The organism is Micromonospora sp. RB23 (assembly GCF_053585025.1).
This window is the reverse complement of record NZ_CM132111.1, coordinates 6,241,565-6,265,991: the sequence shown is the minus strand read 5'-3', so window position 1 is coordinate 6,265,991 and position 24,427 is coordinate 6,241,565. Positions and strand designations below refer to the sequence as shown.

The window sequence follows — 24,427 nt, the reverse complement described above, 5'->3', positions numbered from 1 at the left end:
TTATGTAGCCGGGCACACCTGCCCGGAGCGGGACGGGGCTGTTAGAGTCCCATCCCAGCCATGGATTCCGGGCACTCGCCCGGGATGCACCCCGACCCGCCAGGGATCACCGGCGGCCCGCCTCGCGCAGGAGGAAGAAGTTGCTGTCCGCCTTTCTCAGTGCGTTCCGTACGCCTGACCTGCGCAAGAAGCTGCTGTTCACAGTAGGCATCATCGCGGTCTACCGGCTGGGTGCCACGCTGCCCAGCCCGGGCGTCTCGTACGGCAACGTCCAGAAGTGCCTCGACTCCATCTCGGGTGACACGACGGGCCCGCTGAATCTGCTCAACCTCTTCTCCGGCGGAGCGTTGCTGCAGCTCTCGGTCTTCGCGCTGGGCATCATGCCCTACATCACCGCGTCGATCATCCTGCAGCTGCTGACCGTCGTGATCCCGCGCCTCGAGCAGCTCCGCAAGGAGGGCCAGGCCGGCCAGGCGAAGATCACGCAGTACACCCGCTACCTGACCCTGGGCCTGGGTGTTCTGCAGGCGTCGGCGTTCGTGGCCCTGGCCCGCTCCGGCCAGCTGTTCCAGAACCGCTGCGACCAGTTCCCGATCATCCCCGAGGGCACCGGCATCCCGGACTGGCTGACGCTGTCCATCCTGGTGATCACCATGACCGCCGGCACCGGCATGGTCATGTGGCTCGGCGAGCTGATCACCGACCGCGGCGTCGGCAACGGCATGTCCGTCCTGATCTTCACGTCGATCGCGGCCCGCCTGCCCAGCGAGGGCTGGCAGATCAAGACCAGCAAGGGCTGGGACATGTTCGCCCTGGTCATCGCGCTGGTCCTGGTGGTCATCACCGCGGTCACCTTCATCGAGCAGGCGCAGCGCCGGATCCCGGTGCAGTACGCCAAGCGGATGATCGGCCGGCGGATGTACGGCGGCACCTCGACCTACATCCCGCTGAAGGTCAACCAGGCGGGTGTGATCCCGGTCATCTTCGGCTCGTCGCTGCTCTACCTGCCGCAGCTGGCTCTCCAGTTCTTCGACCAGAACGACCCGGGCAAGGTCCAGGCCTGGATCCAGAACAACCTGGTCGCCCCGGACAGCCCGATCTACATCACGGTCTACTTCCTGTTGATCATTTTCTTCACGTACTTCTACGTGTCGATCACGTTCAACCCGACCGAGGTCGCGGACAACATGAAGAAGTACGGCGGGTTCGTGCCGGGCATCCGTCCGGGTAAGCCGACCGCCGACTACCTGGACTTCATCCTCAGCCGGATCACCCTGCCGGGCGCGCTCTACCTCGGCATCATCTCGATCCTGCCGAACTTCTTCTTCATCTGGCTGGACAACCAGCAGTACCAGAACTTCCCGTTCGGTGGCACCGCTGTTCTCATCATGGTCGGCGTCGGTCTGGAGACCGTGAAGCAGATCGAGAGCCAACTCATGCAGCGGAACTACGAAGGGTTCCTGCGGTAGATGAGACTCGTTCTGGTTGGCCCGCCGGGCGCGGGCAAAGGCACGCAGGCCGAGTTCATCGCCGCACACCTCTCGGTGCCCAAGATTTCGACCGGGGACATCTTCCGGTCGAACGTCACCCAGGGCACGCCACTCGGTGTCGAGGCGAAGCGCTACATGGACGCGGGCGAGCTGGTTCCGGACGAGGTCACCATCAACATGGTCCGGGATCGGCTCGCCGAGCCCGACGCCAGCGAGGGCTTCCTCCTCGACGGCTTCCCGCGGACCACTCCGCAGGCGGCCGCTCTGGACAAGCTCCTCGCCGACCTGGGCACCGCTCTGGACCTGGTCCTGGAGCTCGTGGTCGACGACGACGAGGTGATCCGGCGGCTCTCCGGCCGGCGTACCTGCCGGGGCTGCGGCAAGATCTGGCACGTCGAGTTCGACGCCACCACCCGTTCGGGCATCTGTGACCGGTGCGGCGCCGAGCTGTTCCAGCGCGACGACGACAAGCCGGAGACCATCGCCACCCGCCTGCGGGAGTACAGCGAGAAGACCGCCCCCCTGGTCGACTACTACGGCGCCCAGGGCAAGCTCGTCGGAATCGACGCCACCGGCCCGGTGGAGGACGTCACGACCCGGGCCATCGACGCGCTGCGGTCGTACGGCGGCTGAGGCCCGGCCGCGCCGCGGCGGATAGAGTGCGAACAGCGGGGTACGCGAGACGTGCCCCGCTGTTTCGGCAACGAAAGGTAACCGCTCCATGCGTCGTCCCCAGCTGGACATCCAGCTGAAGACCCCTGACCAGATCGAGAAGATGCGCGCCGCCGGGCTGGTGGTCGCCGAGGCCCTGCGCCGGATGCGCGAGGCGGTGGCACCCGGCGTGAGCACCGCCGATCTGGACGCCATCGCCGAGTCGACGATCCGCGAGGCGGGGGCGGTCCCGTCGTTCAAGGGGTACCACGGCTTCCCGGCGTCGATCTGCTCCTCGGTGAACGAGCAGATCGTGCACGCCATCCCCTCGCCGAACCAGGTGCTCGCCGAGGGCGACCTCATCTCGATCGACTGCGGCGCCGTGCTGAACGGGTGGCACGGCGACTCGGCGATCACCGTCGGGGTCGGCGAGGTCGATCCGGCGTTGCTGAAGATGGCCGAGGTCGCCGAGGACGCGATGTGGGCCGGTATCGCCGCCGCCGCCCGTGGTGCGGCCAGCGGCAAGGGCCGGCTGACCGACATCTCGTACGCGGTGGAGACCGCGGTCCGCAAGGGCGGCCGGTACGGCATCGTCGACGGGTACGGTGGGCACGGTATCGGCACGGAGATGCACCAGGATCCGCACGTGCTCAACCATGGCCGGCCGGGCAAGGGGCCCCGCCTGGTTCCGGGCATGGCCCTTGCGATCGAGCCGATGATCACGATGGCCTCGCCGCGTACGGTCGAACTGGCCGACGGCTGGACGGTCGTCACCCGGGACGGCTCGATCGCGGCGCACGTCGAGCACTCGATGGCGCTTCTGCCCGACGGCGTCTGGGTGCTCACCGCCTTCGACGGGGGGCGGTCCCGACTGGGCGACCTTGTGACGGCCCGCCAGCCCGCCGAGTCGACGGCCTCCTGACCTCCGCCCCGCCGGGTCGCGTAGGCGAGGCCGAGCCGGGCGAGACAGGCGGCCGCCGGGTCGGACGGGACTGGCGTGGCGGTGGCATGCTTGCCGGCATGGGCGGGCGCGACGAGATGCGGGCGGCGGACGCGGACCGGGAGACGGTGGCCGAGCGGCTGCGGGTGGCGCTCAACGAGGGTCGTCTGGACCTGCACGAGTACGACGAGCGGCTGCAACGGGCGTTTGCCGCGCGCACGTACGGCGAGTTGGACCGCCTGCTGACCGATTTGCCGCCGGTGACGCCGCAGCAGCGGTCCGCCCTGGAGGCGGTGCCGGCCGCCGGTGGGCCGGTGGGCCGTCCCGACGAGCTGGGCGCCGGTGTGGTGCGGGCGGTGACCGGTCGGTGGTTGGCTGAGGTCTGGCTGCCGTACCTGCGGGTGATCGCCATCGTGGTGGCCGTCTGGGGGGCCATCTCCCTCTTGAGCGGAGAGCTGCTCTACTTCTGGCCGGTCTGGGTGGCCGGGCCGTGGGGAGCGGTGCTGGTGGTGCGTACGGTGGCGGGCCTGGTCGGGGGAGAGCCACGACGCCAGGCCGTCGAGCGGGAGCGCCGCCGTCAACGCAAACGAGCCAAGCGCGAGCGCCGCCGCGAACTACGAGCCGCCGAATCGGACGACCCCCCACAACCTCCTGAGTAACCCGCCACCTCGCCCGTCGATCATGAAGTTGTGGCCGTGACACGCCGTGATCGAGGGCGATAACTTCATGATCACCAGCTCGTGGGCGGGGTGGTTTGGCGGCGGCCGGCAGGCCGGCGTACACTTTCTGATCGGCGCACAGCGTCCACTCCGGCATGCCCACCCTGCGCTTCGGTGGGTGCCGGAGCCGCGGCTGGCGCGGTCTTCTGATTCTGGTCAGATTTCCGTGTAAGACGTTGTGGGTCGCCCGGTGCAATCGACGTCAGGACAGCGGAGGACATGCCGAAAAAAGACGGAGCCATTGAGATCGAGGGTCGGGTCATCGAGCCCCTGCCGAACGCCATGTTCCGGGTGGAGCTCGCGAACGGCCACAAGGTGTTGGCTCACATCAGCGGCAAGATGCGGCAGCACTACATCCGCATCCTGCCGGAGGACCGGGTCGTCGTCGAACTCTCGCCGTACGACCTGACCCGCGGGCGCATCGTCTACCGCTACAAGTAGTCCTGACGACGGCCGGGAAGTCCCGTGTCCGTCTTCGACGTCCGGTCTCGCGCATGGCGCGTTGCCGGGCCAGATGGGAAGTAAGGCAACCGTGAAGGTCAAGCCGAGCGTCAAGAGGATCTGCAACAAGTGCCGGGTTATCCGCCGGCACGGCCGGGTCATGGTCATCTGCACCGACCCGCGCCACAAGCAGCGCCAGGGCTGAGTCAGTCCGTCCGGCCGGAACACGGCCGGGTGGCGTCGGTCCACGCGGTTCCTCAGCGACACACACATCACACATGCTCGTCCCAGCCGCGAGCGGTACGCGAGACGTACTCCTTCGTGGCTGACCCCCGGTCGGAGGCCGGGGCCCGCTTGGGCAGCGACCGATCCCGGTCGCCGGCGCTGACAGCGTCGGAAAGACGGGACGGCCGGTAGCGGGGTGGGACGGGTCCACACCTCCGCCACACATCATGAGGAGTACGCCCGCACATGGCACGTCTAGTCGGCGTGGATCTCCCCCGCGAGAAGCGGATGGAGATCGCGCTCACCTACATCTTCGGGGTCGGTCGTACCCGCGCCCTGGAGACGCTCGCCGCCACCGGCATCTCGCCGGACAAGCGCGCTCGGGACCTCACGGACGAGGAGCTCGTGCAGCTCCGCGACCACATCGAGGGCAACTACAAGGTTGAAGGCGACCTGCGCCGCGAGGTCGCCGCTGACATCCGCCGCAAGGTTGAGATCGGCTGCTACGCCGGCATCCGGCACCGCCGGGGCCTGCCCGTGCGTGGCCAGCGGACCAAGACCAACGCGCGGACCCGCAAGGGCCCGAAGCGGACCGTCGCCGGCAAGAAGAAGCCCGGCAAGAAGTAATAGGAGCGCACAGACTTATGCCACCGAAGGCTCGTGCCGGAGCCGCTGTCAAGAAGGTCCGGCGCAAGGAACGGAAGAACGTCGCCCACGGGCAGGCGCACATCAAGAGCACGTTCAACAACACCATCGTGTCCATCACGGACCCGACCGGTGCGGTCATCTCCTGGGCCTCCGCCGGCCAGGTGGGCTTCAAGGGCTCCCGCAAGTCGACTCCGTTCGCCGCGCAGCTGGCCGCCGAGGCCGCCGCGCGTCGCGCCATGGAGCACGGCATGCGCAAGGTCGACGTGTTCGTCAAGGGCCCCGGCTCCGGCCGGGAGACCGCCATCCGTTCGCTGCAGGCCGTGGGCCTCGAGGTCGGGCAGATCTCCGACGTCACCCCGCAGCCGCACAACGGATGCCGTCCGCCGAAGCGTCGCCGGGTCTGAGAGGTAGAGAGAGATGGCTCGTTACACCGGTGCTGACTGCCGCCGTTGCCGGCGGGAGAAGATGAAGCTGTTCCTCAAGGGCAGCAAGTGCGATGGCCCGAAGTGCCCGTTCGAGTCCCGGCCGTTCCCGCCCGGGCAGCACGGCCGCGGCCGCACGAAGGAGACGGAGTACCTGCTCCAGCTCCGCGAGAAGCAGAAGGCCCGCCGCGTCTACGGCGTGCTGGAGAAGCAGTTCCGTGGCTACTACGAGGAAGCCGTCGGCAAGCAGGCCAAGACCGGTGAGGTCCTCCTGCAGATCCTCGAGTCGCGGCTGGACAACGTCGTTTACCGGGCCGGCTTCGCCCACTCGCGGGACATGGCCCGCCAGCTGGTCAAGCACGGTCACTTCACGGTGAACGGCAAGAAGGTCGACATCCCGTCGTACCGCGTCAAGGAGCACGACATCATCGAGGTCCGGGGCAAGAGCAAGGAGCTCACCCCGTTCGTGGTGGCGCAGGCTCAGGCCGGTTCGAAGACGGTGCCGGCCTGGCTGGAGGCGATCCCCAGCCAGATGAAGGTGCTCGTGCACTCCCTCCCGGCCCGGCAGGTCATCGACACGCAGGTCCAGGAGCAGTTGATCGTCGAGCTCTACTCCAAGTAGTCGGGCTCGTTGCGGTGGCCCGCCCCTGGAGGGCGGGCCACCGGAACAGTTTGTGTCGCGGACGTCAAATAGCGGGCGTCCCGGAAGAGAAGAGACAACATGCTCATCAGCCAGCGACCCTCCCTCTCCGAGGAGTCGATCAACGAGACCCGGTCGCGGTTCGCCATCGAGCCGCTCGAGCCGGGCTTCGGCTACACCCTGGGTAACTCGCTGCGGCGCACGCTGCTGTCGTCGATCCCGGGTGCGGCGGTCACCTCGATCAAGATCGACGGCGTGTTGCACGAGTTCACCACGATCCCCGGTGTCAAGGAGGACGTGGTCGAGCTGGTCATGAACATCAAGGAGCTGTGCGTCAGCTCCGAGCACGACGAGCCGGTCAGCATGTACCTGCGCAAGCAGGGTCCGGGCGACGTGACGGCGGGCGACATCCAGCCCCCGGCCGGCGTCTCGGTGCACAACCCGGACCTCAAGCTCGCGACCCTGAACGGCAAGGGCCGGCTCGACATGGAGCTGACCGTCGAGCGGGGCCGGGGTTACGTGACGGCCGCCCAGAACAAGCAGTCCGGCGCCGAGATCGGCCGGATCCCGGTCGACTCGATCTACTCGCCGGTGCTGAAGGTGACGTACCGCGTCGAGGCGACCCGCGTCGAGCAGCGTACCGACTTCGACCGGCTCATCATCGACGTCGAGACCAAGCCGTCGATGGGCCCGCGTACCGCGCTGGCCTCCGCCGGTTCGACGCTGGTGGAGCTGTTCGGTCTGGCCCGTGAGCTGGACGAGACGGCTGAGGGCATCGACATCGGGCCGTCCCCGCAGGACGCCCAGCTGGCGGCGGACCTCGCTCTGCCGATCGAGGAGCTGGACCTCACCGTCCGCTCCTACAACTGCCTCAAGCGCGAGGGCATCAACTCCGTTGGTGAGCTCATCGGGCGTACCGAGGCCGACCTCCTCGACATCCGCAACTTCGGTCAGAAGTCGATCGACGAGGTCAAGATGAAGCTCGCCGGGATGGGTCTCGGGCTGAAGGACTCGGCTCCGAACTTCGACCCGGCGCACGTCGTGGACACCTTCGGCGAGGCCGACTACGACACCGACGACTACCGCGAGACCGAGCAGCTCTAGTCCGCGCTGCCGCCACAACTGAGGAGCACCAAAAATGCCCACGCCCACCAAGGGCCCCCGCCTCGGCGGCAGCCCCTCGCACGAGCGGCTGATGCTGGCGAACCTGGCCACCGCGCTGTTCCAGCACGGCAAGATCCAGACCACCGAGACGAAGGCCCGGCGGCTGCGTCCGCTGGCCGAGCAGCTCATCACCAAGGCCAAGCGCGGCGACCTCGCCTCGCGGCGTCGGGTGCTGGGCGTCGTCAAGGACAAGGACGTGGTCTACGCCCTGTTCGACCAGATCGCGCCCCGGTACGCGAACCGCCCCGGCGGTTACACCCGGATCGTGAAGACCGGTCCGCGTAAGGGTGACGCCGCTCCGATGGCGATCATCGAGCTGGTGGAGGAGCTTCAGGTCGCCGAGCCGAAGGCGAACAAGAAGACCGCCGCCCGCAAGGCCGCGCAGCAGGACAAGGTCGAGGCGCTCGCCCCGGCCGAGGACGCTCCGAAGTCGACCGACGCCGACCAGGACTCCGAGGCGCCGGTGTCGGCCTCCGGCGACACCGCCGAGGCCCGCGAGGACAGCGACCTCGCCACCGAGGAGAACAAGGCCTGACCTTCGGGCATCAGTGCGGGCCCGGCACCCCTTTCGGGGTGTCGGGCCCGACCCGTAACAGGAGGTACGAGGTGGACGAGCGGATCCGGCTGCGGCTGGACGTCTCGTACGACGGCGCGGCTTTCTCCGGTTGGGCGCCTCAGCCGACGCGGCGGACCGTCGCCGGGGTGCTCGTCGAGACCCTGGACCTGGTCCTGGGCGCGGGTACGGCGACCGGCCTGACCGTCGCGGGCCGGACCGACGCGGGGGTGCACGCCTCCGGGCAGGTCTGTCACCTGGACCTGCCGGTCGAGGTGTGGCGGGAACACGAGGGGCGGCTGCTGCGCCGGCTGGCGCGGCTGCTCCCCACCGACGTGCGGGTACGGGCGATGACCGAGGTACCCGCCGATTTCGACGCACGCTTCTCGGCCACCTACCGGCGCTACGAGTACCGGGTGACCGACGCCCCGTACGGCGCGGAGCCGCTGCGCCGGCACGAGGTGCTGGCCTGGCCGCGGGCGCTGGACCTGGCGGCGCTGAACGCCGCGGCCGAGGGCCTGGTGGGGGAGCACGACTTCGCGGCGTTCTGCCGGCGCAAGGAGAACGCGACGACGCTGCGCGAGGTGACCCGGCTGGACTGGCGGCGGGACCCGGACGGCATCCTGGTCGCCACCGTGCAGGCGGACGCGTTCTGCCAGGCGATGGTGCGCAGCCTCGTGGGGGCGATGCTCGCGGCCGGTGACGGCCGCCGGCCGGTGCGGTGGCCGGGCAGCCTGCTGACCCGGCAGGAGCGGTCCAGCGAGGTGACGGTGGCGCCGGCGCACGGTCTGACTCTCGTCGCGGTCGGCTACCCGGACGATCCGGCGGACTACGCCCGCCGTGCCGATCTGACGCGCCGGCTGCGCGTGCCGGTGGAGGGCTGACGGGCGGGCTTCGGCGCGGACGACGACGGGTGTGCCACCGGTCGGCGGCACACCCGTCGGGCGCGGTCGCGGATCAGTCGCCGTCCTCGCTGCCGCTCTGGCTGCCGCTGTCCTCGGTGGGCGCCGTTATCGGCTGACCGGCTGTGCCGAGGTCGGCCCGCCGTTGGAGGACGCCCCGGCTGAGGTGTGCCTCGATCATGTCGAACAGGATTTCTCGGATCTTGGTGTCGCCGGATTTGACGGCGCTTCCGTCGGCGCGGACCACCAGCGCGTACGCCAGGTAGTGACCTCGGACCTGCCAGCCCACCCGCGCCGGGGCGCTGGTCAGCGCATCGGTTCCGTCGCCGGCGGTCAGCCCTCGGAACCGGCCCTGCCGCTCGTCGAGGATCTGCCGGATCCGGTCCCGGGCCCGCTCGGCGTTGGCCCTGTCGGTCAGGTTGAACAGGCCGGTGGTGACCAGGTGCTCGCCGCCGGGTGTCCGCAGGGTCGCCCGGACGACCTGGTTGCAGCCGAGCCGGACCAGCAGATCCGCCACCTCGTCCGTGGCGGCGACGGCGCAACTGCCGCTGGACTGGGTCTTGAGCACCTGGTAGCCGGGCTGGCCGTCGGCGAGCTTCAGCTCCTTGCCGGGAAAGAGTTCCTTCGCGGTGAGCGGCGCCTGGTCGGTGTCCCGCGAGTCGAGGTCCTGCTGCTGTTGGGCGGTGGCGGACGGCGCCGCGTTCGGCTGGTAGGTGGGGGTGGACTCCGGCGTCGCATTCCGATCCACCAGCAGCGCGGCGGCACCCAGGCCGCAGAGCGCGAGCAGGACGAGGACGGCCGCGCCGCCGACCAGCACCTGCCAGAGCCGCCCACCGCCGCGCCGGGTGGGCGGCTCTGCCGGCTGGGCCGAGGTGTAGACCTGGCTGCGGGGGGCCGCGACCGGCGCGCTGACGCGGGCGATCGGCGGTGGCTGGGTCGACGGCAGCACCAACTGGTTGGGTCGGGGCAGCGACGGCGCGGGGAAACGCGACGGTGAGGGGCCGGCCGGTGGAGGGGGACCGGCGCCGAGCGCGTCCAGGTCGGACCCGTCGGGGTCCTCGAATGCGTCCTCTTCGGACTCGTACCGATACACCATGTCGCCCAGAGTAGGAGGCGTTGTCCCTTTAGGGGGTAAAACTGGGGAAATGTAGGTGTGGGTGGTGTCGTTGCCCGCCTGAGCCGGTGCGAGAATTGCCGACGTGACCGGCGACCACTACTTCACCGCGCAGCCCGCCAGCGACGCGCCGGCGCGCGAGGTCGAATTCTCCGTCGCCGACCGCGACTACCGACTCGCCTCGGCCGGCGGTGTCTTCTCCGCCAGCCGTCTCGACCCCGGCACCGCCGTACTCCTGCGCAAGGCCGAGCTGCCCACCGCCGACACCGGGGGTGACCTGCTCGACCTCGGCTGCGGCTTCGGACCGATCGCGTGCGTCCTGGCCGACCTGGCGCCGGCGAGCATCGTCTGGGCCGTCGACGTCAACGCCCGCGCCCGCGACCTCACCGCCGCGAACGCGGCGAGAATCGGCGCCGGTGACCGGGTCCGGGTGAGCGCGCCGGACGACGTACCGGCGGAGGTGACGTTCGCCCAGCTCTGGTCCAACCCGCCCATCCGAATCGGCAAGGACGAGCTGCACGAGCTGCTGCGGCGCTGGCTGCCCCGGCTCGCCCCGGACGGCGTCGGCTGGCTGGTCGTCGCCCGGCACCTGGGCGGCGACTCGCTGCAGCGCTGGCTCGTCGAACAGGGCTGGCAGGTCGAGCGGCACGCCAGCCAGAAGGGCTTCCGGGTGCTGCGGGTCACCCGGTAATTGGATGTCCCTACCCGCCCCGGCTGGGGCAGGATCCCGGCGTGGGATACGTGGATGTGGCAGCGGTCGGGCACACCCTGCCCGACGGTCGGGAACTCTTCGCCGACGTGTCGTTCCGGGTCGGTGAGGGCGCGAAGGTCGCCCTGGTCGGGCCGAACGGCGCCGGCAAGACGACGCTGCTGAGGATGGTCGCCGGTGACCTGCCGGTACGCGCGGGCAGCATCGCGCGGGCCGGCGGGCTGGGCGTCATGCGGCAGTTCATCGGCATGATCGGCGACGAGACCACGCTCGCCGACCTGGCCCTGTCGCTGGCCCCGCCCGCCCTGCGCGACGCCGGCCACCGGCTCGGCGAGACCGAGGCGGCCATGCGGGCGGCCGAGGCCCACGGCAAGTTCAGCAACGCCGCGAGCAAGGCGCAGCTTGCGTACGCGGACGCGCTCGGCGCCTGGGGCGAGTCCGGCGGGTACGACGCCGAGGTGCTCTTCGACACCGTCGCCACCATCGTGCTCGACAAACCGTGGGACGCCGTACGGGACCGACCGGTGCGTACGCTCTCCGGCGGGCAGCAGAAGCGGTTCGCCCTGGAGTTGCTGCTGCGCGGCCCGGACGAGGTGCTGCTGCTCGACGAGCCGGACAACTTCCTCGACGTGCCCGGCAAACGCTGGCTGGAGGCGCGACTGCGCGAGTCGACGAAGTCGGTGCTCTACGTCTCGCACGACCGTGAGCTGCTGGCGCAGAGCGCCGACCGGGTGGTCGCCGTCGAGGGTGGCAGCGCCTGGGTGCACCCGGGCGGGTTCGCGAGCTGGCACGAGGCCCGGGTGGCCCGGCACGCCCGCCTCGACGAGCTGCGTCGACGCTGGGACGAGGAGCACCAGAAGCTGCGCGAGCTGATGCTGATGTACAAGCAGAAGGCCGCGTACAACGACGGGTTGGCCTCGCGGTACCAGGCCGCGCAGACCCGGCTGCGCAAGTTCGAGGAGGCCGGTCCTCCGCCCGTACCCCCGAAGGACCAGGACATCCGGATGCGGCTGACCGGCGGGCGGACCGGCAAGCGCGCGGTCGTCTGCGACCAGCTCGAGCTGGACGGCCTGACCTTCCCCTTCGACCTGGAGATCTGGTACGGCGACCGGGTGGCGGTGTTGGGCGCCAACGGCACCGGCAAGTCGCACTTCCTGCGGCTGCTGGCGCGCGGCGGCACCGATCCCGACCCGGCGAACGGGCCGGTCGACGGCGCGGGCGCGCTCGCGCCGGTGGCGCACGACGGTACGGCCCGGCTCGGCGCGCGGGTCCGCCCCGGGCACTTCTCCCAGACGCACGACCGACCGGAGTTGATGGAGAAGACGCTCGTCGAGATCCTGTGGCGGGGCGACGAGCACCGCCAGGGAATGGACCGGCACGCGGCGATGGGGGTGCTCAGCCGGTACGAGCTGGCCGGGCAGGGCGACCAGCGCTTCGGGACGCTCTCCGGCGGGCAGCAGGCCCGGTTCCTGGTGCTCCTGCTGGAGCTGTCCGGGGCGACCCTGCTGCTGCTCGACGAGCCCACCGACAACCTCGACCTGGCCAGCGCGGAAGCCCTGGAAGCGGGTCTGAACGCGTTCGAGGGGACGGTGGTGGCCGTCACGCACGACAGGTGGTTCACCCGCTCCTTCGACCGGTTCGTACTGTTCCGGGGCGACAACGAGGTCGTGGAGACCCCGGAGCCGGTCTGGGACGTCGGCTGATCGGTCGCCGGGCGGGGGTGCGTCCGGCCGGCATAGGGTGGATCTCGTGACAGAGATGACCTATCGCCGGCTGGGCGACTCCGGGCTCGTGGTGTCCGTCGTCGGAATCGGCTGCAACAACTTCGGCCGCAAGCTGGACCTCGACGGCACGCGCGCGGTGGTGGACGCCGCCCTGGACGCCGGGATCAACCTGTTCGACACCGCCGACATCTACGGCGAGCCGCAGGGTGGCTCGGAGGAGCTGCTCGGGCAGGCGCTCAAGGGACGCCGCGACGACGTGGTGGTGGCCACCAAGTTCGGTATGGACATGCACGGCCTCAACGGGCCGGACTTCGGGGCCCGTGGTGCGCGCCGCTACATCGCCCGCGCGGTCGAGGCGTCGCTGCGCCGGCTCGGCACCGACCACATCGACCTGTACCAGATGCACGAACCCGACCCGGGTACGCCGATCGACGAGACCCTCGCCGCCCTGGACGACCTGGTCCGCGACGGCAAGGTGCGCTACCTGGGCAACTCCAACTTCGCCGGCTGGCAGATCGCCGACGCGGACTGGGTCGCGTCGTCCAACGGCCGGGCCCGCTTCATCAGCGCCCAGAACCACTACAGCCTGCTGGAGCGTTCCGTCGAGTCCGAGGTGATCCCGGCGTGTGAGCGTTTCGGCCTCGGCATGCTGCCGTTCTTCCCGCTCGCCAACGGCCTGCTCACCGGCAAGTACAAGCGCAGCGAGCAGCCCCCGGCCGGCAGCCGGCTCTCCGGCGGCGGCCGGTACGCCGACCGGCTCGCGGCGGCCGACTGGGACACCATCGAGGCCATCGAGGTGTACGCGAACGAGCGGGGTCTGACCATGCTCCAGGTGGCGATCGGTGGCCTGGCCGCCCAGCCGGCGGTGACCTCGGTGATCGCCGGTGCCACCAGCGCCGAGCAGGTGCACGCCAACGCCGCCGCCGGCACCTGGGAGCCCACCGACGAGGACCTGACGGCCCTGCGCGACATCCTCTGAGCCGAAACACGAGGGGCCGGGTCGCCGCGCGGCGACCCGGCCCCTCGTCGTCGGTGCCGGTCAGTCGTGGCGGCGGCGGCCGAAGAGCATGGCCACCCCCATCGCGGCGGCCACGAGCACCAGACCGGCCGCCGCCAGCGGCCACCACCTGGCAGCGCCCTGTCCACCGGTCGGCCTGTTCAGCGCGACCGGCGTGGGCGGTGGCGGGGTCTGGGCCACCTGGGCCTGCACGGTCGCGGTGGTCTTGACCCCGTACGGCGCCGGGGCGTTCACCGTCACCTTCCAGGTGCCGGGGGAGAGCACCGGACCGCTGCTGTAGAAGCCCTGCCCCTCGGGCTGCGGCTCCAGTTGCAGCGGACCCACCTGCTGCTTGTCCGGCCCGATGGCGGTGAGGATCAACCGCACCACCTGGTCGAGTCGGCGGCCGTCGGCGTAGGTGGCCTGGACGGTGACCCCGACGGCCCCATCGCCGGCCACCACCAGCTTGATCTTGTCGGCCCGTGCGGCGGCCGGAGCCGCGGCGACAAGCGTCAGGGCCAGTCCGACGAGGACGGCGGCGACCGCCGTGCGGATACGCGTCACGGACGTCTCCTCCCTAATGAGGGAGGCCCCTCCCCGACGCCGGAGCGTCGGGAAGGGGCCTCGGTCGGATCAGAGCTGGCGACCGGGTGCCAGCCGGGTGGCGTCGCCACCGAGCCGTCCCGTGCCCTTGACCGGCTCGCCGTCATTGGCCTTGACGCCGGCCTTGCTGGCCGTACCGCCGAGCCGCACGATCATGGCGTCGGCGTCCCGGGTGAGGGTGTCCCGGATCTCGGCCTCGGCCACCAGGGTGGCGTCGGTGGCGAGGTCCCGGAACTGGGTCAGCTGCTTGATCGCCTTGCTGTCGTTGCCGGCCGCCTCGGCCTGGCGGGCCGCGTCGAGCTTGGCGGTCAACTGCTTGTGCGCCTTGGCCGACAACCGCCCCGTCGCCTTGAACCGGTCCAGCAGGAACTGCATGTCCCGGAACGAGGTGGTGACGAAGAACCGGACGTTCGAGGTCGTCTTGTTGCCGGCCTTGTCGGTCGCGGTGACGGTCAGCTCGTGCAGGCCGAGCGACAGCTCGTACATGGCCTGCAGGGTGCCGCTGGCGTACGCCTTGCCGTCGAGCTGGCCGACCACGGACGCGATGCCCGAGGTCGGATCCACGGCCTGCCAGGACACCCGGACGTCCTGGCTGTCTCCGTAGAGCTGGCCGTCCGCGATGCCGGAGACCAGCAGCGTCGGCTTGGTGCCGTCGATCTTCAGGATCGCCGACTTGAGCGTCTCGACGTTGCCCGCCTTGTCGGTGGAGCGGTACAGCAGCTCGTGCTGCCCGTCACCGGTCACCTCGACCGGCTCCGTGTACGGCGTCCACGCGCCACCGTCCAGCGACCACTCGACCGTCTTGACACCGGAACCGGCGTCGGTCGAGGCGAGCACCACCGGGATCGTCCCGTTGTGCCAGCCCTCGTCGTTCGCCGGGGCGAACGTCGCGGTGGTGACCGGCGCGGTGGCGTCGATCTTGACCGTGACGGTCTTCGTCGACTCCACATTGCCGGCCTTGTCGGTCGAGCGGAACCGCAGCTCGTGCTCGCCGTCACCGCTGATCGCCACGGGGGCGGTGTACGCCGTCCACGCGGTGGCCCCGTCCAGCTGGTACTCGGTGCTGGCGAGCCCGCTGCCGCCGGCCTCGTCGGCGGCGGTCAGGGTGACCGTCACCGGGCCGGTGTACCACCCGTCGGTGGGGGTGCCGGACACCGCCGCGGTGGTGACCGGCGCCTTGTCGTCGGCCACCTTCGTGCTCAACCGGAAGTAGTCGAACGCGGCCGTCTTCGACGCCGTCTGGTTGGCGCCGAGGGTGAACAGACCCACCTTCGGGGTGGCGCCCACCGCGCTGTTGGTCAGTGCCTCCAGCGTGGTCCAGGTCGTCCCGTCGGCCGAGTACGACGCGGTGAAGGTGTCACCGGTGCGGGCCAGGCGCAGGTACCACACCGCCGAGGTGAGGCTCGTCGCCTCCGGCTGCGGGTTCTGCACCGTCCCGCCGATCTCGCTGCGGAACTCGATCCGCCGCGTGACCGCCTGGCCGGCCTGGTTGTCCGCGATGAAGTCGAACTTCAGGTAGTTGTCGTCGTCGGCCTGCACGAGCAGACCGGCCTGCTGGTACTGCTCGTTCAGCAGACTGCCGTCGACCTTGGTCTCCAGGGTCCAGTCGCCCGAGGGCGCGGTCTGGAGGATGAAGTTCTTCGGCCCGGTGTTGTCGGTGCCGTAGATGTCACCGTTCGGCACGTCGATCCGCAGCGCGCCGTCGGTCACCCGGTAGCCGTTCGGGTCCTCCCGAACGATGGCGTCCCACCGGCACTTGTCCAGCGTGCTGCCGGTGAACTCGTCCGACGGCTCGACCGGGCCGGCCGGAGCGTCCGGCGTGACCACGAACGAGTCGAACGCGGCGTCCACCACGGGCGCCTCGGTGCCTCCGTTGAGCGCGAAGACCCCGATCCGCGGGTTGGTGATGCCGGCGAGCGCGGCCGAACGGCCGACCGGGGTGAACGTCTGCCCGTCGCCCGAGAACGCGGCGGTCAGGTTCGTCCCGTCGCTGGCGATCCGCAGGTACACGGTGTCACCCGCCGGAGCGTTGGCGGCATCCGCGGCGTCGTTGCGCGGCGTCCCGGCCGTCTCCCGGATGAACTCCACCCGACGGCTGCCGTTGTAGAGCAGGTCCACCTTGGCGTAGTTGTCGTCGTCGCCGTACACCAGCAGACCGGCCTGCTGGTAGTTGGCCGTCACCGGGAGCGTGACCTTGGTGGTCATCTCCCACGCGCCGGTCGGCGCCGGCTGGAGCACCAGGTTGGTGGCGTCGTTGCGGGCGCCGTAGAGGTCACCCACCGCGGTGGGCAGCTTCAGCGCGCCGCCGCTGAGGGAGTAGAGCTGGTTCTCCCGGACCACGGTGGTCCACCGGCTCTTGTCCAGCGTGTTGCCGTTGAAGTCGTCCGAACGCGCCCCGAGGCAGGACGTGTCCGGAGCGTTCACCCGCACCGGCACCGTGGCGTACGACTTGGCGCCCTTGCTGTCGGTCACCGTGAGGGTGGCCGTGAAGGACCCGACGCTGGTGTACGTGTGGCTGGCGTCCAGGGTGGACGCCGTACCGCCGTCACCGAAGTCCCAGGCGTACGTCAGCGGGGTGTCGCCCTCGGCGTCGGTGGCCGTGCCGTCGAACGCGACGGTGAGCGGCGCGGTGCCGGTGCCCGGGGTCGCGGTGGCGGTGACCACCGGCGGCCCGTTCTCGGTGACGCCGCGTCCGACGAAGTCCATCCAGTTGACGTTGAACAGCGAACCCGTTCCGCCGTTCGGGTCGCGGGCCACGAAGTACAGCCCGCCGCTCGCGGCACCGGTCACCGGCGCGCTCACGTCCGTGTACGTCTGCCACCCGCCGGTCGCCGGAACGGTGGCCGTGGCCACGACCGGTCCGTCGACCGCACCGGCGTGGACCTCGATCCGACCGCCAGTGGCGGCCGAGGCGGCCCGGAACCGGATCTCGGTGATGTTGGTGAGGTTCGCCGGAACGACCGACCACCAGTCGCCGTCCTCGATGAACGCGATGCTCTGACCGCCACCGGCGGTGTCGGTCGCGGCCTCGCGCTGCACGCCGGCGTCGCCGCCGCCCGTGCTCACCGGGGTACGCCCGGTGGCGGTGAAGTACTCGGCCTGCTTCTGCTTGGGCTGCAGGATCTCGATCTGCCGGCCGGTGAGCGCGCCGGAACCGCCCGCGCCACCCTTGTCGGTGTAGGTGGCCTCGAAGACCGCGAACACGTTGGCCTCGGCGCCGTGCCCGGAGGCGAGCGACGTCTGGACCGTGCCGGTGCAGCCGGTGTGCTGCTCCAGCGGGTGGGCGTGCTCGTCGTGACCGAGCAGCACCTGGAGGTTGACCTTGGAGCAGTCGATCTGCCCGTCCTCGGGGTCGGTCACCTTGACCGTGTAGCGGACCTGGTCACCCCAGTTGAAGAAACCACCGTCCGGCGGGAACTCGATGGTCACCGTCGGCGCCGTGTTGCCCACGGTGACCGGTACGTTGGCCACCGCCGTGCGGCCCTTCGGGTTGGTCACGGTGAGCTGGGCCGTGTAGTTGCCCGCCGTGGCGTACGTGTGCGTCGGGTTGGCCTCGGTGGAGGTCTGCCCGTCACCGAACGCCCAGGCGTAGGTGAGCGTGCCACCGTCCGGGTCCCGGGAGCCGGCGCTGGAGAACTCCACCGTCAACGGGGCCGGACCCGAGGTCGGGTTGGCGGCCGCCGCCGCGATCGGCGCACGGTCACCGGCGGTGTAGTCGATCCGGTAGACCCCGGAGTTGTCGTTGTTGCCGCCGAAGCCACTGCCCCACTCGATCAGGTACAGCGCGCCGTCCGGACCGAACTCGAAGTCCATCGGCCGGATCATCGACATGCCGGGGAGCAACTGGTTGATGTCCACCAGCGACTTGCCGTCGGCGGTCATCTGCATCGTGTACATCTTGTTCTGGTTCCACTCGCCCAGCAGCGCCTTGCCGTCGTAGTAGGCCGGCCACTTGCGGGTCGAGTTGAGGTCGGCGTCGTACCGGTAGGCCGGGCCGCCCATCGGAGCGCCACCGCCACCGATCTCCGGGTACCGCGCGTCACCGGCGTAGCCGTAGTCGACGGTGGCCGGGACGACCGGCGGGAGGTTGGTCAGGCCCGTGTTGTTGGGCGAGTTGTTGACCGGCGCGGCGCAGTCGAACTTCGGACCGCTCGGGCCGGACGGGAACGTGTAGTCGTTGTACGCCTCGTTCGTGCCCGTGCAGTACGGCCAGCCGTAGTTGCCGGGGGTCACGACGTTCCACTCGACCAGACCCCGCGGGCCCCGGTCCGGGTTGTTCGCGTTGGCGTCCGGCCCGTAGTCGCCGACGTACAGCGTGTCGGTCTTCGGGTCGGTGCCGATCCGGAACGGGTTGCGGAAGCCCATCGCGTAGATCTCGGGACGGGTCTTCTCGGTGCCCGGCGCGAAGAGGTTGCCGGACGGCACCGTGTACGTCCCGTTGTCCTCCGGGTGGATCCGGAGCACCTTGCCGCGCAGGTCGTTCGTGTTGGCCGACGTGCGCTGCGAGTCGTAGTCCTGGCGACCCGGACGCTCGTCGAGCGGCGCGTACGCGTTGGACTCGAACGGGTTGGTGTTGTCACCGGTGGCCAGGTAGAGGTTGCCGGCGCTGTCGAACGTCATGCTGCCGCCCGCGTGGCAGCAGGTGTTGCGCTGGGTGTCGACCCGCAGCACCTGCTTCTCGCTCGCCGGGTCGATGGTGTCCCCGGTCACCGTGAACCGGGACAGCAGGTTCCGCGTGACGTTGTCGTTCGGGGCGTAGTACAGGTACACCCACTTGTTGGTGGCGAAGTCCGGGTCGAGCCGGATGCCGATCAGGCCGTCCTCGTTGCCGGTGAAGACGTCCAGGTCGACGGCGGTGACGGTGTTGCCGGTGTCCGGCTTGATGATCTGCACCCGACCGTCGCGCTCGATGTAGAAGACCCGCCCGTCGGGGGCGATGTCCAGCTCCATCGGGTTGCTGGTGTTGCTGTCCAGCGTGACCTTCTCGAAGTTGGAGGTCTTCGACGCGCCGCAGTCGGCGTCGACCACGCCGGCCGCCGTCTGGATGCCGCCGAGCAGGTGCTTGAGGAACTCGGGCTCGGCGTACGACTCACGGGTGTGCCCGCCGCCGGTGTACCAGGAGCGGCCACCGTCGAAGTCCTGACACCACGCCGTCGGGTGGTCGGCGCCCATCGCGCCGGCGCCCGGGGTGTAGCTCTTCTCGTCCAGGCTGGCCAGGACGTGCACGTCCGACCGGGGGTTGGTCTGGAAGTTGTACCACTCGTCGAACCGGGACCAGCGTTCCGGCAGCCCGGCGGTGGACGGGTGGGCAGGGTCCTCCACCTTGACGGTGGCCTGCTGGTTCTGCGGGTGGTTGGCGAAGTACGCGCCGACCAGGTCGCCGTACCAGGCCCAGCTGTACTCGGTGTCCGAGGCGGCGTGGACGCCGACGTAACCGCCGCCGGCCTTCACGTACCGCTCGAAGGCAGCCTGCTGGTCGGCGTTGAGAACGTCGCCGGTGGTGGAGAGCCAGATCACGGCCTTGTACTTGGCGAGGTTGGCGTCGCTGAACGCGGCACCGTCCTCGGTGGCGTCGACCGTGAAGCCGTTGGTGGCGCCGAGCTGCTGGATGGCGGCGATGCCGGTGGGGATGGCGTCGTGCCGGAAGCCGGCGGTCTTCGAGAAGATCAGGACGGAGTAGGGGTCGGCCGCTGCGGCCTTCGGCGCCTTCGGCGCCGCCTGGGAGAGCGGAGCCGCGACAGGCACGTCTCGCGCGGGGATCTGCGCTCCGGTCGGAGCCGCCTGCGCCGGGGACCCGATGAGGGCCGTCGACGTCAGCGCGAGGGACAACAGGGTAGCGGTGAGTGGTACACGGGCACGACGAGAACGGGACACGCCGCCTCCAATGTCGCGGTGGACAGGGATCGCGGGGCCGGCTCGCCGAAGACCGTCCCAGATGGAGCCGGTGGGGACGCCGTGCCAGGGCGTCCACGCCGGCATTTTGTCGAATCGCTGAACAAATTAGTTCTGCTGCATCGATGTCCGGCAAGATGCCGGCGGGTAACGGTTCTGCAACGGCGGGCGACATTCCGAACAGGACAGGAGAAAGCACCCCGATCGATGCGTCGGCGCGGGGCCGATGACCCACCCTTGGCAGAGGAGGCCGAACTGTCGTACGGTGACACGCAAGTAACCCACGGGAGCCCGGTGTACCGGGCTGAGAGGGGGGCTGACAGCCCCCGACCGTCGAACCTGATCCGGGTAATGCCGGCGCAGGGAGGAGCGTTGCCGTGCCGTCCCTCGGACGACTGCATCTGATCACCGACACCCGACCCGGGCGCGATCCGCTCACCGTGGTCCGGGCCGCCCTCGTGGCGGCCCGCGCCGACCTCGTCGTGCAGGTCCGGGTCGAGGACTCCGCGACCGACCGCGAGGCGTACGACCTGGCCGCCCGGGTGCTGGCGCTGTGCGCGCCGTACGGGGCGACGTGCCTGGTCAACGACCGGTTGCACGTGGCGCTGGCGGTCGGCGCGGCGGGTGGACACGTCGGCGCCGACGACCTGCCGGTCGCCGCGGCCCGGCACGTGCTCGGCCCGACCGGCGTGTTGGGCGTCACCGCCCGCGAGCCGCGCGGCGCGGTCGAGGCCGTCGTCGCCGGGGCCACCTACCTGGGCGTCGGACCGTGTCACGCCACCAGCACCAAGGCCGGTCTACCCGAACCCATCGGGTCCGTCGGGGTACGCGACGTCGTCGACGCCGTCGACGTGCCGATCATCGCGATCGGGGGAGTGACCGCCGACCGGGTGCCGGCGCTGCGCGCCGCCGGAGCGTACGGGGTGGCCGTGGTCGGGGCGATCTCCTCGGCCACCGACCCCGGGCGGGCGACCACCGAACTGCTGCGGGCCTTGGCGTGACCCGCGCCGACGTGGCGGTGGTGGGCGCGGGCCCGATCGGACTGGCGATCGCCTGGCGCTGTGCCACCCGTGGCCTGCGCGTCGAGGTGCACGACCCGACGCCCGGTTCGGGGGCGTCGGCCGTCGCCGCCGGGATGCTCTCCCCGGTCGCCGAGGCGTACTTCGGGGAACGCCGACTGACCGAGCTGCTGGTGGCCTCCGCCGCGCGCTGGCCCGCGTTCGCCGCCGAGCTGACCGAGGCCAGCGACGCCGCGATCGGCTACCGGACCGAGGGCACCCTGATGGTCGGGCTGACCGGCGACGACCTGGCCGAGGCGCGTCGGCTGTGGGCGTACCAACAGGGTCTGGATCTGCCGGTGACGCCGCTGCGCCCCAGTGAGCTGCGCGACCGCGAGCCGGCGCTCGCGCCCCGGGTGCGCGGCGGCGCGCTCGCGCCCACCGACCACCAGGTCGATCCCCGGCGGCTGGTGCCGGCGCTGCGCACGGCCGCGCAGCGGGCCGGCGCGGCGTTCGTGCCGCGGCCGGTCCGGCGGCTGTCCGATGTGGATGCGAAGGTCACCGTGGTCGCGGCCGGGTGCGGCGCGGCCGCCCTCACCGGCCTGCCCGTGCGGCCGGTGAAGGGCCAGATCCTCCGGCTGCGTGCGCCCGGCGGCGTCGCGCCGGGCTTCCGGCACGTGATCCGGGGGTACGCCGACGGCGAGCACGTCTACCTGGTGCCCCGCGCCGACGGCGAGGTGGTGCTCGGCGCGACGGTCGAGGAGCGGTCGGACACCACGGTCACCGCCGGCGCGGTGCAGCGGCTGCTGCGCGCCGGTGTCGACCTGCTGCCCGAGCTGGCCGAGTACGACCTGGTGGAGGCCGTCGCCGGGCTGCGCCCCGGCACCCCCGACAACGCGCCGATCCTCGGGCCGCTGCCCGGCCGGCCGGGCGTGCTGGCCGCCACCGGCCACCACCGGCACGGCATCGTCCTCGCCCCGGTCACCGCCGAGGTGATCACCGACCTGGTGCTCACCGGAACGCCCGACCCGCTGCTCACCGGCTTCGGCGCCGACCGGTTCGCCGACCCGGAAAGCAGTTTCGAGGAGGAGTGATGGAGCTGACGGTGAACGGAGCCGGGCGCAGCGTCGCCGGTGGCGCGTCGGTGGCCGACCTGGTCCGCGACGTCGCGCCGCACCAGCGTGGTGTCGCGGTCGCGGTCAACGGCGAGGTGGTGCCCCGGGCCGGCTGGCCGGCCACGGTGCTGCGCGACGGCGACCGCGTCGAGGTGCTCACCGCCGCGCAGGGCGGGTGAGTGGCGTGCCGTTCGAACTGGGTGGGGAGACGTTCGGCTCGCGGTTGATCCTCGGCACCGGCGGGGCCGCGAACCTGCACGTGCTGGAACAGGCGATCCGGGCGTCCGGCACGGAACTCGTCACGCTGGCGCTGCGCCGGGTGGACACCGCCCCGGGCACCGGAGGCGGGCTGCTGGACCTGCTGGACCGGTGCGGCGTACGGCTGCTGCCGAACACCGCCGGCTGCCACACCGCGACCGAGGCGGTGAAGGTGGCCCGGCTGGCGCGCGACGCGTTCGACACCGACTGGGTGAAGTTGGAGGTCATCGGCGATGAGCGGACGCTGCTGCCGGACGGGGTGGAGCTGCTCCGCGCCGCCGAGGAGCTCGTCGCCGACGGCTTCACGGTGCTGCCGTACACCAGTGACGACCCGGTGCTCGCCCGCCGCCTCGCCGACGTGGGCTGCGCCGCGGTGATGCCCGCCGGGGCGCCGATCGGCTCGGGACTCGGCATCGGCAACCCGCACCACATCCGGCTGATCCGGCAGAGCGTGGACGCGCCGGTGATCCTCGACGCCGGCATCGGCACGGCCTCCGACGCGGCGCTCGCCATGGAGCTGGGCTGCGACGCCGTCCTGCTGGCCAGCGCGGTGACCCGGGCCGCCGACCCGGTGGCGATGGCGAAGGCGATGCGGTACGCCGTCGAGGCCGGACGCCTCGCCGCGGGCGCGGGCCGGATCGCCCGACGCTTCCACGCCCTCGCGTCCACCCCCGACGAGGGACGACCAGACCTGTGACGAGCCCAGTCCCGTCGGGAGTTGTCCTCCTCACCGATCGTCTGGTCGCCCGCGGCCAGCTCAAGGGGGTGGTGGCGGGGGCGGTCGCCGGGGGAGTGCGGTGGGTGGTGCTCAGGGAGAAGGACCTGCCGCGCGCCGAGCGGGCCGCCCTCGCCGCCGACCTGCGCGCGATCCTCGCCGCCGCCGGCGGGACCCTCATCGTTGCCGGCCCCGATCCGCTGGGCGGCGACGCCGTCCACCTGCCGTCCGCCGGCCCGTACCCGCCGCCACCCCACCGCCTGGTCGGCCGCTCCTGCCACAACGAGACCGAACTGAACCGCCTGACCACCGAGCACTACGCCACAATCTCCCCAATCTGGCCAACCCGGACAAAACCCGGCTACGGCCCACCCCTTGACACGAATGGGTTGCGCAAGCTGATCAAGGTCAGCCCAGTGCCGGTCCTCGCCCTCGGCGGCATCGAGACACCCGAGCAGGTAACGGCCTGCGTGCAAGCAGGAGCCGCAGGAGTGGCAGTGCTCGGCGCACTGATGCGAGCAGACGATCCGTCTGCGACAGCACACCTGCTGACCAGCGCCTTCGCCGAGGCGGTCACCCAGAAGGTTCAAAAAAGCCGGCACGGGCGCACGGAGGTCCCCCGGTCAGGGCTGCGGCCGACCGTGCCCACGCAGGGATCAAGCCTGACCGCCCGGAGTGGGCACGGTCGGCCGCAGCCCCAAACCGCAACCAAAGAGGCGACATGACCCCCAAAACCACGCTGACCATCGCCGGCTCAGACTCCGGCGGCGGCGCGGGAATCCAGGCGGACCTCAAGGTCTTCGCGGCGCTCGGCGCGTACGGCACGAGTGTCCTCACGGCGGTCACCGCGCAGAACACCCGAGGCGTCGACGCCGTGCTGCCGTTGCCACCACGCACGGTCGAGGAGCAGTTGGACAGCGTGCTCGCCGACTTCACCGTGGGCGCGGTCAAGACGGGGATGCTCGGCACGCCGGCCGTCGCCGACGTGGTGGCCAAGGCCGCCCGGGACGGCCGGCTGCCCCAGCTCGTCGTCGATCCGGTGCTGGTTGCCACGAGTGGTCACCGGCTGGGCGTGGTGGGCGCGGTGGAGCGGCTGCTTCCGTACGCCCGGGTGGCGACGCCGAACTGCGCGGAGGCGGCGGCCATCACCGGACGCGGAGTGGACGACGTGCCGGGGATGGTCGTGGCCGCCGAGGCCCTCGCGGCCGGCGGCCCGCAGTACGTGGTGGTCACCGGCGGCGACGTCGGGGGAGACGAGGCGGTCGACGTGCTGCACGGCGACGGCGTCACGACCCTGTTGCGGGGTCCCCGGGTGGACACCCGGCACACCCACGGCACCGGCTGCTCGTTCTCGGCAGCCATCGCCGTGCGGCTCGCGATGGGCGATCCGGTGCCGGCGGCGGCGCAGACCGCCAAGGAGTACGTGTTCCGCGCGCTGACCGGCGGGCGGGGCTGGGAGCTGGGCGCGGGGCGCGGGCCGCTGGATCACTTCGGCTGGTCCGCCTGA

The 24,427-nt window shown here is 71.0% G+C and carries 24 protein-coding genes and 1 riboswitch; of the genes, 21 read left to right on the top strand and 3 right to left on the bottom strand.

Annotated elements, in window-relative coordinates; all coding sequences use genetic code 11:
• Positions 1-140 precede the first annotated feature (140 nt).
• From secY to truA, 12 genes are all read left to right on the top strand, one after another.
• Positions 141-1,469 (top strand): preprotein translocase subunit SecY, encoded by a 1,329-nt coding sequence (gene secY, locus ACTFTM_RS28530; protein ID WP_449563446.1) that lies wholly within the window; start codon positions 141-143, stop codon positions 1,467-1,469.
• The gene (locus ACTFTM_RS28525; RefSeq protein WP_406072859.1) at positions 1,470-2,123 is read left to right on the top strand and encodes an adenylate kinase; all 654 of its coding nucleotides are present in this window, start codon (positions 1,470-1,472) and stop codon (positions 2,121-2,123) included.
• An 88-nt stretch (positions 2,124-2,211) separates the two neighbouring features.
• A complete protein-coding gene (map, locus tag ACTFTM_RS28520) occupies positions 2,212-3,063 on the top strand; it encodes a type I methionyl aminopeptidase (RefSeq protein WP_449563445.1) in 852 nt (283 codons plus the stop codon).
• Positions 3,064-3,161: 98 nt separating this feature from the next.
• Positions 3,162-3,740, top strand: coding sequence for a DUF1707 SHOCT-like domain-containing protein (locus tag ACTFTM_RS28515; protein ID WP_449563444.1), 579 nt, complete (start codon positions 3,162-3,164; stop codon positions 3,738-3,740).
• A gap of 279 nt (positions 3,741-4,019) precedes the next feature.
• Entirely contained in the window at positions 4,020-4,241 is a 222-nt protein-coding gene (gene infA, locus ACTFTM_RS28510; RefSeq protein ID WP_007073013.1) for a translation initiation factor IF-1, read from the top strand.
• Between the two features lie 91 nt (positions 4,242-4,332).
• On the top strand, positions 4,333-4,446 hold the full coding sequence (gene rpmJ / locus ACTFTM_RS28505) for a 50S ribosomal protein L36 (protein ID WP_012184307.1): 114 nt from the start codon (positions 4,333-4,335) through the stop codon (positions 4,444-4,446).
• Positions 4,447-4,712: 266 nt separating this feature from the next.
• Positions 4,713-5,093, top strand: coding sequence for a 30S ribosomal protein S13 (gene rpsM, locus ACTFTM_RS28500; protein ID WP_007465236.1), 381 nt, complete (start codon positions 4,713-4,715; stop codon positions 5,091-5,093).
• Positions 5,094-5,110: 17 nt separating this feature from the next.
• A complete protein-coding gene (rpsK, locus tag ACTFTM_RS28495) occupies positions 5,111-5,518 on the top strand; it encodes a 30S ribosomal protein S11 (protein WP_007073011.1) in 408 nt (135 codons plus the stop codon).
• Between the two features lie 13 nt (positions 5,519-5,531).
• Complete coding sequence (rpsD, locus tag ACTFTM_RS28490) at positions 5,532-6,158, top strand: 30S ribosomal protein S4 (protein ID WP_088987589.1); 627 nt, start codon at positions 5,532-5,534, stop codon at positions 6,156-6,158.
• Between the two features lie 99 nt (positions 6,159-6,257).
• Positions 6,258-7,280, top strand: coding sequence for a DNA-directed RNA polymerase subunit alpha (locus ACTFTM_RS28485; RefSeq protein ID WP_007465227.1), 1,023 nt, complete (start codon positions 6,258-6,260; stop codon positions 7,278-7,280).
• A gap of 34 nt (positions 7,281-7,314) precedes the next feature.
• Entirely contained in the window at positions 7,315-7,875 is a 561-nt protein-coding gene (rplQ, locus tag ACTFTM_RS28480) for a 50S ribosomal protein L17 (RefSeq protein WP_421473210.1), read from the top strand.
• A gap of 71 nt (positions 7,876-7,946) precedes the next feature.
• Complete coding sequence (truA, locus tag ACTFTM_RS28475; protein ID WP_449563443.1) at positions 7,947-8,777, top strand: tRNA pseudouridine(38-40) synthase TruA; 831 nt, start codon at positions 7,947-7,949, stop codon at positions 8,775-8,777.
• 73 nt (positions 8,778-8,850) lie between these two features.
• On the opposite strand, the gene ACTFTM_RS28470 is transcribed toward truA, so the two are convergent.
• Positions 8,851-9,891 (bottom strand): hypothetical protein, encoded by a 1,041-nt coding sequence (locus ACTFTM_RS28470; protein WP_449563442.1) that lies wholly within the window; start codon positions 9,889-9,891, stop codon positions 8,851-8,853.
• 103 nt (positions 9,892-9,994) lie between these two features.
• On the opposite strand from ACTFTM_RS28470, the gene ACTFTM_RS28465 reads away from it, so the two are divergent.
• From ACTFTM_RS28465 to ACTFTM_RS28455, 3 genes are read left to right on the top strand one after another with little or no spacing between them, the layout of a single operon-like run.
• On the top strand, positions 9,995-10,600 hold the full coding sequence (locus tag ACTFTM_RS28465) for a class I SAM-dependent methyltransferase (RefSeq protein WP_449563441.1): 606 nt from the start codon (positions 9,995-9,997) through the stop codon (positions 10,598-10,600).
• Positions 10,601-10,641: 41 nt separating this feature from the next.
• Positions 10,642-12,321: an ABC-F family ATP-binding cassette domain-containing protein gene (locus tag ACTFTM_RS28460; RefSeq protein WP_449563440.1), complete on the top strand. Its 1,680-nt coding sequence runs from the start codon at positions 10,642-10,644 to the stop codon at positions 12,319-12,321.
• Between the two features lie 37 nt (positions 12,322-12,358).
• On the top strand, positions 12,359-13,321 hold the full coding sequence (locus tag ACTFTM_RS28455; protein ID WP_449563439.1) for an aldo/keto reductase: 963 nt from the start codon (positions 12,359-12,361) through the stop codon (positions 13,319-13,321).
• Between the two features lie 60 nt (positions 13,322-13,381).
• Here ACTFTM_RS28455 and ACTFTM_RS28450 read toward each other — a convergent pair whose 3' ends face one another.
• The gene (locus ACTFTM_RS28450; RefSeq protein ID WP_449563438.1) at positions 13,382-13,903 is read right to left on the bottom strand and encodes a hypothetical protein; all 522 of its coding nucleotides are present in this window, start codon (positions 13,901-13,903) and stop codon (positions 13,382-13,384) included.
• A gap of 69 nt (positions 13,904-13,972) precedes the next feature.
• Positions 13,973-19,816: a ThuA domain-containing protein gene (locus ACTFTM_RS28445; protein WP_449563437.1), complete on the bottom strand. Its 5,844-nt coding sequence runs from the start codon at positions 19,814-19,816 to the stop codon at positions 13,973-13,975.
• Between the two features lie 291 nt (positions 19,817-20,107).
• A riboswitch (TPP riboswitch) is annotated at positions 20,108-20,217 on the top strand.
• Between ACTFTM_RS28445 and thiE the strand changes: the two genes are divergently transcribed.
• From thiE to thiD, 6 genes are all read left to right on the top strand, one after another.
• A complete protein-coding gene (thiE, locus tag ACTFTM_RS28440; protein ID WP_449563436.1) occupies positions 20,212-20,835 on the top strand; it encodes a thiamine phosphate synthase in 624 nt (207 codons plus the stop codon). It overlaps the preceding riboswitch by 6 nt.
• Positions 20,832-21,926 carry a glycine oxidase ThiO gene (gene thiO, locus ACTFTM_RS28435; RefSeq protein WP_449563435.1) on the top strand — a complete coding sequence of 365 codons (1,095 nt, stop codon included), beginning with the start codon at positions 20,832-20,834 and terminating at the stop codon, positions 21,924-21,926. Before thiE ends, thiO begins: the two co-directional genes overlap by 4 nt.
• A complete protein-coding gene (gene thiS, locus ACTFTM_RS28430) occupies positions 21,926-22,126 on the top strand; it encodes a sulfur carrier protein ThiS (RefSeq protein WP_449563434.1) in 201 nt (66 codons plus the stop codon). The genes thiO and thiS overlap by 1 nt, the downstream gene beginning before the upstream one ends.
• The gene (locus ACTFTM_RS28425) at positions 22,123-22,902 is read left to right on the top strand and encodes a thiazole synthase (RefSeq protein WP_449563433.1); all 780 of its coding nucleotides are present in this window, start codon (positions 22,123-22,125) and stop codon (positions 22,900-22,902) included. The genes thiS and ACTFTM_RS28425 overlap by 4 nt, the downstream gene beginning before the upstream one ends.
• The gene (locus ACTFTM_RS28420) at positions 22,899-23,645 is read left to right on the top strand and encodes a thiamine phosphate synthase (RefSeq protein WP_449563432.1); all 747 of its coding nucleotides are present in this window, start codon (positions 22,899-22,901) and stop codon (positions 23,643-23,645) included. The genes ACTFTM_RS28425 and ACTFTM_RS28420 overlap by 4 nt, the downstream gene beginning before the upstream one ends.
• The gene (thiD, locus tag ACTFTM_RS28415) at positions 23,642-24,427 is read left to right on the top strand and encodes a bifunctional hydroxymethylpyrimidine kinase/phosphomethylpyrimidine kinase (protein WP_449563431.1); all 786 of its coding nucleotides are present in this window, start codon (positions 23,642-23,644) and stop codon (positions 24,425-24,427) included. Before ACTFTM_RS28420 ends, thiD begins: the two co-directional genes overlap by 4 nt.